The 2,450-nt window shown below is 30.8% G+C and carries 3 protein-coding genes; all 3 read right to left on the minus strand.

Annotation, left to right across the window (positions count from 1 at the left end):
• Positions 1-253 precede the first annotated feature (253 nt).
• Entirely contained in the window at positions 254-1,237 is a 984-nt protein-coding gene (locus tag ACRCZX_RS03830) for a DUF1576 domain-containing protein (protein WP_438581623.1), read from the minus strand.
• A gap of 68 nt (positions 1,238-1,305) precedes the next feature.
• Complete coding sequence (locus ACRCZX_RS03835) at positions 1,306-1,602, minus strand: HNH endonuclease signature motif containing protein (RefSeq protein ID WP_438581624.1); 297 nt, start codon at positions 1,600-1,602, stop codon at positions 1,306-1,308.
• Positions 1,603-1,947: 345 nt separating this feature from the next.
• Positions 1,948-2,450, minus strand: a 503-nt coding sequence (locus ACRCZX_RS03840; protein ID WP_438581625.1) for a reverse transcriptase domain-containing protein, incomplete at its 5' end; no start/stop codon positions are given.

The raw sequence follows: 2,450 nt of genomic DNA on the forward strand, positions 1-2,450 counted from the left end.
TTAAGCATTCTGTCAGCGTTCATCCTGAGCCAGGATCAAACTCTTCATTCAAATATATTTTTAAGTCCTTAGACTTTCTTTACACCTTTTAACCATCTAAATGGTTTTACCATTACTGGTATTTTGTTGTTTACACAACATTCTGACTATTTTCTCTATTCGGTTGCTAATGTCCTTATAATTCTTGCCAGCTATATTTCCTGCTGACAAGAATTATAATATCATCTTTTTTAAATTAAGTCAACAACTTTTTTTATTTATTTTTATCATCGTATAAATTATCTTCTGTTTTTCGAATTAAATCATGTAATGATTTTTGTCTTTGTAGATATTTGCTTTTTCTTTTATTTGTACTTTCTTTTAAAGTCGATATTATCGGCAATAAGAATCCTGCAACAATTCCTGCTGAAAACCCATTGTTATACAGATTTAACCCTCCATGAATTATACCTATACTCTGAACAACTGCAACATGAAGCATTCCTGCTATAACTCCCCAAAACGGACCATATACTCCTGCTATTGGTGCCAAAGAACTTCCAAACAATCCAGATAAAGCTAATGTAAATCCATCTATTTGACTTCCAAACTTACCTAAGAATACACCTAACAATATTGGGGTTATATTAAGTATTGTTTTCCCATATGCTGAAAATCCCACTATTGTAAGAACACCTGCCAATAAAGGTCCATTCAGTGTTTCACCTAAAAGTATAGTATAAATTATTGCTACAAATCCCATAATTCCCATATTTATAAAAGTAACTCCGTATCCATATTTAATTACAAAATCACTTTTTAATCCATTATCTTTTAATAATGTTTTATATCCTTCAAAACTTTTATTATTTATATAATATCCTACTATAATCAAAGAAATAAAAACAGAACTTGATATTATTTTCAGTTCTACATCGTGTTCTACAGATATAATTCTTTGTGGAACAACAACAAATTGATACAATTTTAATACTGATGCAATAACAGCTCCAAAAATACCACCTGTAAATCCCAAATTATACAAATTAAATCCTTCATGAAAGCCTGCCATCTTTTTAGCGAGAGGTGTTACAAGAAATCCTATTATAATACCCAAAACAATAGCATGTATATAGGCATATTTACTAAAAACATGTACATTAAATGCTATCTCGCTTATAAACGGAGCTAAAGCACTTGTAAATGATATCGTTACAAGTATATATAGCAATAGGTAAGGATTTGAAGTTATCTCCACCTTTTCCCCTGCTCCACACCGTGCATGCGACTTTCACCGCACACGGCGTTCCATCATAATTTTAAATTTTATTTATATTTAGAAAGTGTTTTTAATATTTTTGCATAATTCTCATTGTCTTTATAGTAATCCTCTCTATTTTCACTTTTCAGTAAGGTTTCGAATGAAGAATCTAGTAACATTAAATTATCGAGGTCCTTACTTCCTCCATGCTCTTTTGGAACTATCCTATGAACATAGAAGTTGTTATTTCCCTTTATATATTCGCCTGTTACTTCACAAGTTGAGTTTCTTGCGACTCTCAAGATTGCTCTTATTTGAGGGTCTTCAATTTCGTTTATCTCAATTTGTTTTTCTACATCCATAACTTTATTTTTCGCTGAAAATAGTTTAGGTATTTTAAACTTTATAGCTTGTAGCGTGAAAACTGTAGTGCTTGCTACGTTCCATACTTTAAAGTTGTACCCTTTATAGCGGAGCTTATACTTTTTATCCTTTTTGTCAGAAGGTTTCCCTATTCTGTTTCTAAAGGATTCCTAACTATATAGCCAATTTTACTAAAATCTCTATTTACCATTGTAGCCATGCGATAATAATTTTGGATTTCTAATATTACCGAATTAAATTTATAGACTTGCTGGGCAGTTCGTCTCTTTTGAAGGTCTTTTACCTCTTGTTTAATTAAGCTTAAAATAGCCTTCTTTGCTTTGTCAGATGGCAGTTAATCTTTTTCTGTTCTTAATAGCTTTGAGTTTTATTCCCAAAAAGACGCTGTACTCTTTTCTTAGATTTACTATTTTTGATTTCTTTTCTGAAATTTCTAATTTTAATCTATCTCTTAAGAATATTTTAACTAGTTTGTACATCTTTTCCGCAGAACTTCTATCTCTACAAAAGAGTTTAAAGTCATCTGCGTATCTAACAATTCTAACTTCAGTTAAGTTTGTATCTCTAAGAGCTCTCTCTTTGTTGCTAGGATTGGAGTATTTTCTTTTGGTTTTTAGACCCGACCATTGTTTGTGAATCCACCAATCTAGTTCATTTAGAACTATATTAGCTAAAAGTGGTGAAAGAATTCCACCTTGAGGAGTTCCCTTCTCAGATTGAATAATATCCTTGTTTTGTAATACAGTTTCTACTTTCAACATACATTTTATTATTGATAACGTTTTCTTGTCGATAGATTTAAATTGCTGAAGTTGTTTTATCAACT

Origin of the sequence: Cetobacterium sp., from assembly GCF_051658645.1 — a bacterium.
In the GTDB taxonomy this organism is placed as follows: Bacteria; Fusobacteriota; Fusobacteriia; order Fusobacteriales; family Fusobacteriaceae; genus Cetobacterium_A.

Coding starts and splice junctions, on each gene's coding strand:
- ACRCZX_RS03835 (WP_438581624.1), bottom strand. CDS start 1,602: ATGGATGTAGAAAAACAAATTGAGATAAACGAAATTGAAGACCCTCAA.